Origin of the sequence: Massilia soli (genome assembly GCF_016809835.1) — a bacterium.
Taxonomy (GTDB): domain Bacteria; phylum Pseudomonadota; class Gammaproteobacteria; order Burkholderiales; family Burkholderiaceae_D; genus Telluria_A; species Telluria_A soli.
The window spans coordinates 1-1,392 of record NZ_JAFBIL020000024.1; the positions used below are offsets into that span (position 1 = coordinate 1).

The 1,392-nt window shown below is 56.2% G+C and carries 1 protein-coding gene; it reads right to left on the minus strand.

Going from position 1 to position 1,392, the window contains the following annotated elements:
• Positions 1–271 precede the first annotated feature (271 nt).
• A complete protein-coding gene (locus tag I4X03_RS22955) occupies positions 272–1,303 on the minus strand; it encodes an IS110 family RNA-guided transposase (RefSeq protein ID WP_223471437.1) in 1,032 nt (343 codons plus the stop codon).
• Positions 1,304–1,392: the final 89 nt, after the last annotated feature.

A 1,392-nucleotide genomic window follows, 5' to 3' on the forward strand; every position in this document is an offset into this window, starting at 1 on the left:
GACCGTATATGGACTCCTCCTTGTTTGCAAACATTCCGTCTTTGGCTGTTAGGTACGACTGCTCACGTATATTCGGTCTCTGACTGCTTCGCCCGCCTGAGGGCAAGGACCATAATGGGCTATTCGCGCGCTGACTCCCTATCGCTTCTGCGGGCTTGTTGGCCTCGGACATTCTCGGGTTCTGTCAGCGCCGGTTCGACCTGTTGGCCATCAACGGCTTGTCTTGCAATCGTGGTTGGATGCTCCTTTTTACCTACTCCTCTTTTCCAACTCAAGCCGCAATCATACCCGGCTCATAGTCGGTTCCCTTGGTGATCATTGCCCAGGCAATTCGCGCCGTTTTGTTCGCCAACGCAACAGCTGCAATGTTGTGATGCCTGGTCTCGGCAATGTGTGCGACCCATCGACTCAAGCGATCCTTCTTGCCGGCCGCAGTGCGCAGCATTGAACGCGCACCGTGGATCAGCAAAGTTCGCAGGTAAGCATCGCCCCGCTTGGTAATTCCAAGCAATCGTTCTCGGCCACCGGAACTGTGCTGTCTTGGAGTAAGCCCAAGCGACGCTGCCATCTGCCTTCCATTGCTGAACTGCTTTGCGTCACCGACGTTGGCTACTATCGCAGTTGCAATGACCGGGCCAACGCCGCGCAGTTGCTGCAGCCGGATGGCGACCGGGTCGAGCGCGGCGACGATCTCTATTTCGCGATCCAGGTCTTTGACTCTGCCATCGAGCGCCTTCAGGTCTTGCCACAATCCATCGAGCAGGCGGCGAAAGTGTGGCGTCAGACCATTTTCCATGTTCTCAAGCCAGCGCGGGATGGCTGTTCGTAGTTGTAGCAGTTCTCTTGCAGCCGCCAGTCCGTACTCCGCGCACAAGCCACGAATCTGATTGGCCTTGGCAGTGCGTTGGCTACACAGTTCCGCCCTAATGCGATGCACGGCCTGTAAATCTTGTTGCTTAACGCTCTTGATCGCGACGAAGCGCATATTGGGGCGGCTCATTGCTTCGCAGATCGCCTCAGCGTCATTGGCATCGTTCTTATTGCTCTTCACGTAGGGTTTCACGAACTGGGGCGCAATCAGCTTGACCGTAAAGCCGCGTTGCTGCAACAGTCGCGCCCAGTGGTGCGCGCCACCGCAGGCTTCCATGCCGATCTCGCAGCCAGGCTCAATCTTGTCGAGCAAGGCCTGCAGCCATTCTGCTCGGCTGAGTTTCTTGCGCCATACCACCTTCTCAAAGCGATCAACCCCATGTACTTGAAAGACATTCTTGGCTAGGTCGACGCCAACGCGGATAATCTTCATGGTGGACTCCTTCTTCAAACTGGTTGTGTGCAAACTCCAGTTTAGGCACCACGGTGCCCGTTGGGGAGGAGGAGTCCATCCCATTGCTT